Raw genomic sequence first — 5172 nt, 5'->3', positions numbered from 1 at the left:
TGTGTATAAGAGACAGTATTTATTTAGTTGAATTGAACCAGGAAAAACACGTCTCTAATTCGAATCAAGAAAGAGATTTTATCTTGAATCTTTTACCAGATGATTGTTTAATTTACTATGAATTAGCTAGGTAATTCTTCTATGTTTGACAGTTTGGGCTTGTTCTCTTGAAGCTGCTCGTAATTATATTGAGTTATTAGACTACATCTTTCGCTACATGGTTGCCGCCATTCGGTTAGACATAAATATCTGAAATCCTACTTGATGGCAAAGTTAGACGGGTCTTGATCTCGTCGATGCTTAGTGGGAATGGGGGCTGGCTGCCCATCACCTGCAAGGGCTGCGGTTTTCTCCAGGGATTCCCTCAATCGCTTGGCTGCGTAAATAGACATATCTCGTGGTACATTAATGCGATCGCGCAAATATCGGAGAGCGACATCAGATCCCGATGGAGGTACACAGTTTTCCCCTGTCATCATGTGTGTTAAAGCACAACGTAGCGCTCGATCAAACAATTTATCATCTAAGGGGTTGACTCGGATAATATTCATGCGGTGATCGATTGTTCGTTTAAGAGCTTCCATAGGGGAGTTTTCCGGTTCTGGATAAGTAACGTCTGGTAGCCCGAACCAGGGGCCGTTATCCACCCGCGCTTTATTGAGAAGCATCTGAGTTTCGCCGTTTTCCCAACAGCCCCCCATCTGGGGCGGCAAATCATGTGCGTGGGTGTGAAAGTCGCTCTGGGTACCGCAGTAGGTCGGTCGGCTTTCCATTGCCGCAAACCATGCGCTCAAACGAGGGTTTTCCTCCCGCAGTGAGTAGCCTTTGTAGTAGTAAAGGCTCGCATTCATCCGTTCGAGATATGGCGTAAAAATGACATCGACGATGCCGAAACTATCTAGAAAATAAGGGCTTGGGGTGCTACCCAGAGCCGACTCTACCCTAGCCACCACTCCGATAAATTGTTCTCGGTTGCGTTGTTCTTGTTGAAAGGAATCGGTTCTAGAGCATAGCCAAGCGCACCAAGCTCTAAATAAAAGTCGTTCTAATTGACGTAGAGGAAGCACCGTGCGATCTTCCATCCCTTGATTCAATGGAGCAAATACCTTTTCCAAAGCGATCAAAATGTCATCGCTTTCCTTAATAATCCGTCCATCTAGCTCGATCGCGGGGAGCATTCCTGATGGTACCTTACGTTTGTACCAACTTTCTTTCTCCCCATAGCAGAACATTGTCACTTTTTCGATGCGGTAGGGGATCTGTTTTTCCTCTAGCCATAACCAAACTTTTTGACAGTAAGGACACCAAGCGTGGTTATCGCGGTACAGCGTTACCCGCACATCAGATTCCGGCTTACCAAACAAGCGCAACCTGGCTCTAGCATTGGTGAGACCATTAACGGTATCTATTTGATAATCCGTGAGGGTTTCTAGTTCTTCCCAGCTTAAGGGTGCGGTAGTCATAGAGGGAGTTGCGTAGGGCAATACTTAGGACAATTCTATACTCTACAATATTTTCAATTACACTAAGGCTTAATTTAACCGATAGGTTCGCCCATCAATTCTTTCCATTTCTCTTTTAAGAAAAAGTTGAAGTGACAATACCACACTCAAAGGTTCTGGCAATTTGGCATAACTTGTCTTTGAATTGCCGTTTAAATGAGATATCAACAGAACAGACACAAATCGCCAGTTGTTGACCTAACGCTGTAGAAGAACTCAGCAGCCCCCCACAGCGCTCGGTCATCGCTTCTCTACAACTGGCTAGTAATGTACTAGAAAATACATAGTAAATGTGCAATGGCAATGCCTGCGGCCGTAAACTACGCTCTTTTCTTACTTAAATTTGGCTGAATTTTTGAGGATAAAGTTCATCAGACACTTTTTTTAGTTCTGGTTCAACTACTGTCAAATGTTGCTCCAAAATTGCCAAATTCCGAATGTTGGACTTGTAGAAAGCATCAAACAAATCACCCACTAAAGGCACAGTACCAACGACTGTTTCCAAACCTACATTAAAAATCATTTTGGCTAAGTCTTGACGCGGGATGCCAAACCGAGTAGCTAAAAATATAATGTAAGCTGAAAACGCTGTACTGATTAAATCACCAGCACCTGGAACTAGACCAATGATTGGGTCTATGCCAATGCGAAAACCTGTCAAAGGGATACGTATTGATGTATCCATCAGACGGCTGAGTTTGCGGATGCGATTTAGAGTAGCAAGGCGTTTGGCAGCGTCCATAATTGACCATATTTACACTACTTTTAAATTGCACCATTTTTTGTTCTTTGTCTTGTACCGTTAGAAATAACAAGTAAGAATAAAAATGCTGAATAGTGCCTAAAAAAGCAGATACATGGATGATATAGATTGTTGCGATGCCTGCGGTGGTAAACTACGCTCTATTATTGCTTATGATCAATTTGCGATCGCAGTTCGTATCAAACATCTACAATTAGCCTTGCTTTTCTCAAAAAGAATTGGAGTATAGTCTCTTCTTTAGAAATAATATCGGCTCTGCCTTCCATTCCCATTTGAATGGAACATTGTCTGGTTTTTCGACCTAAAGACAGACCTTCAGGTTCAATTGTCACCTCATAAAAGGCAGTAGTACCTTTGGGAGCAGTTGCGATTGTAGGAGCGCCTGTAGCAGCACCATTATTCGCTGGTGGGAAAAATGCATCTGGAGAAATTGATTTAACTTTACCTTTGAGAGTACCGTAATCTGGATAAGGACAAGCAGAAACTCGCATTTGCACGTTTTGTCCTGGTTTCAGCTTGTTTTTATCTTCAGTTCCTACCACTGCTTTAATTACCAAGGGGGCAGAAGTAGGAACAATTTGGGCAATTTCTTCTCCAGGGCGCAATGTTTGACCGGGGTTACGTAGGTTTAGCTTGGAAATCACACCGTCTGCTGTGGCAGAAATGATCGTTTCCTTAAGTTCAACATTTACTTGTTTAAGTTCGCGGCCATCATGCTCGAACTTTGTCTGCATTTCAATCCGTTGTTGAATCAGGGCGTTGCGTTCTTTGTTTAATGTGGCAATATTAGCTTGCCCCGTAGCTTTTTCTTGAGCAATGCGTTGAGAAGCGATCGCAATTTGTGCTTGAGTGGGATTGAGGGCAGCTTGTAAGCTTTGCAACTTGGCTTTAGCAGCAGAGAGTGCTTGTTCTTGCTGGCGAACAGCTAATTGTGCTTCTTCAAATTGGTCTTGTGACAAAGCTCCAGCTTTGGCTACATTCTCATATCGGTTTCGTTTGGACTCGGCTGCTCCTAAAGAGGCAGTTGCTGCTTTGACGTTTGCAGAGGCTTCTTGGACATCACTAACAGTGGTAATTTGCTTGTCTTGATAGTCTCGTTTGCGACCGCTCAATTCAGCTTCAGCTGCCGCAACCGCACGCTTGGAGCTGTCAGTTTGGGCTACAATTTGGTTATTAAGAGCATCAATCTGAGCATTAATTTGAACCAGTTGTAATTTTATTTGCCCAATGCTACTTTCTAGTTGGCTCTTTTTGGTTTGTAGGCGGGAGTCGTCAATAGTAGCGATCGCATCTCCTGTTTTAACTACCTGATTCTCTTTCACAAAAATCCGCACAACTGGGCCTTCCGTAGCAGCCTGAACCAGCCGCAATTCACCAGCCGGACGCAAATTTGCCTGTGCTTGAACGGTGACTTTGTATTTAGTTACAGAGGCGACGGCAATTGCTATTGTTACAGTAACCAATGCAACTATACCGCCAACAGTAATCCAATTACCAAGTGGTGGAAGAAAATCGTGTTCTTCAGCTTGAGGAACGAAGACAGGATTCGATTGACTAACCATAATAATAAATTGAGTGAGAGATGATTTTTGAGGGGATGATTGAGGAGTAATCCAAAATCTCGAAGAAAGAAGATGGCATTAACTAATGGCGGCGTATTTGCCATTAGCATGACTGGAAGATTTCACCAGTAAACTTGAAGTTGATGACCGAACATCGTCTAGGAAGCCCAAGTGTTCGCCAGCAATTTGGCGCAATTCTTCTGGAGAACCTTGAATTTGCAAACGTCCTTTCTCTAGTAATACAATCCAATCGGCTCGCTCAATGACTCTGGGACGGTGACTAATTAAAATTGTGGTTTTGCCTTGGCGATAGGTAAGCAGTTGATCTAGTACTTCAGCTTCACTCACCGGATCGAGAGCGCCAGTGGATTCATCCAAAATCAGTATCGGTGGGTTAGTAATTATTGCTCTAGCGATCGCTAATCTCTGCCGTTGTCCACCAGAAAGATTCGCTCCAAATTCTCCTAAGACAGTATGATATTTGTCAGGTAATTCGCTAATAAATTCATCAGCTCCTGCTATTTCGCAAGCTGTGACAATTTCTTCAAAAGTCACTTCAGGATAGCTGAAGTGGAAATTATCAAAGATTGAGCGACTCCAGAAGTGTGGGTCTTGTGGTACTAAGACTACCTGCTGTCGCAGACATTCTAAAGATAAGTCTTGTCTGTTATAGAGACCATAACGAATATTACCTGACTGGAGAGAATATAAACCAGCCATCAGTTTGGCTAGGGTACTTTTACCACAACCAGATTTACCAATTAAAGCAATAACTTTACCACCAGGGATAGTCAACGAAAAATCTTGCAACAGGTCAACTCTACCAGCATGGTGAAAGTTAACTTTAGTGCAGATAATATTTGCATCAGTGGATATTTTTGCCCAAGGCCTTTTCTGTTCATTTGAGTCTTCTGGTGTAGCGTCAATCACTTCTGCCATCCGTTGGATGACAATTTGGGCAGTAATAAACTCATCAGCTAACCCGATTACTGAAGTCAGGAAACCGAGAAAGTTACCACTCATGCCGTTAAACGCTAGCAGTTGACCGATAGATAATGTTTGATTAATTACTAAATAGCTGCCTAACCAGAGTAAACCTATATTAGTTATAGTTGAAAGAACATTAGTAAATGTACTGCTGTAGAGTTCCAGTTTCATCGTACTCCAGCCCAAGTTAGCAAGGCGACCATAGTTGGTTTGATACTCTTGCCAAGCTTGCGGAGTTGCTTGTGTTGTTTTGAGTACTTGAACGCCACGAAAGGTTTCCACTAAAAAGCCTTGGTTTTCAGTGCCTAAAACGATAAGTTTACGGGTTTTCTGACGTAAGGCGGGTAGGAAAAGCAGG

At 43.0% G+C, this 5172-nt stretch carries 4 protein-coding genes and 1 pseudogene; 1 reads left to right on the top strand and 4 read right to left on the bottom strand.

From position 1 onward, the window contains the following. Positions 1-145: 145 nt before the first annotated feature. Positions 146-253 (top strand): annotated as a pseudogene (locus IQ229_RS23965) (methylthioribulose 1-phosphate dehydratase); the annotation flags it as partial. Positions 254-257: 4 nt separating this feature from the next. On the opposite strand, the gene IQ229_RS12255 reads toward IQ229_RS23965, so the two are convergent. The 4 genes from IQ229_RS12255 to IQ229_RS12235 all read right to left on the bottom strand — a co-directional run. Further along, positions 258-1463, bottom strand: coding sequence for a glutathione S-transferase family protein (locus tag IQ229_RS12255; protein WP_194044038.1), 1206 nt, complete (start codon positions 1461-1463; stop codon positions 258-260). A gap of 376 nt (positions 1464-1839) precedes the next feature. Further along, positions 1840-2244: a DUF4112 domain-containing protein gene (locus IQ229_RS12245; RefSeq protein ID WP_194044034.1), complete on the bottom strand. Its 405-nt coding sequence runs from the start codon at positions 2242-2244 to the stop codon at positions 1840-1842. 200 nt (positions 2245-2444) lie between these two features. After that, positions 2445-3827 carry an HlyD family secretion protein gene (locus IQ229_RS12240; protein WP_194044032.1) on the bottom strand — a complete coding sequence of 461 codons (1383 nt, stop codon included), beginning with the start codon at positions 3825-3827 and terminating at the stop codon, positions 2445-2447. Positions 3828-3905: 78 nt separating this feature from the next. Further along, positions 3906-5172: peptidase domain-containing ABC transporter (locus IQ229_RS12235; protein ID WP_194044031.1), on the bottom strand; the 1267-nt coding region annotated here is incomplete at its 5' end.

Origin of the sequence: Nostoc cf. edaphicum LEGE 07299, from assembly GCF_015207245.1 — a bacterium.
GTDB lineage: Bacteria > Cyanobacteriota > Cyanobacteriia > Cyanobacteriales > Nostocaceae > Nostoc > Nostoc edaphicum_B.
The sequence above is the reverse complement of the archived record's forward strand: the minus strand, read 5'-3'. Positions and strand labels throughout refer to the sequence as shown.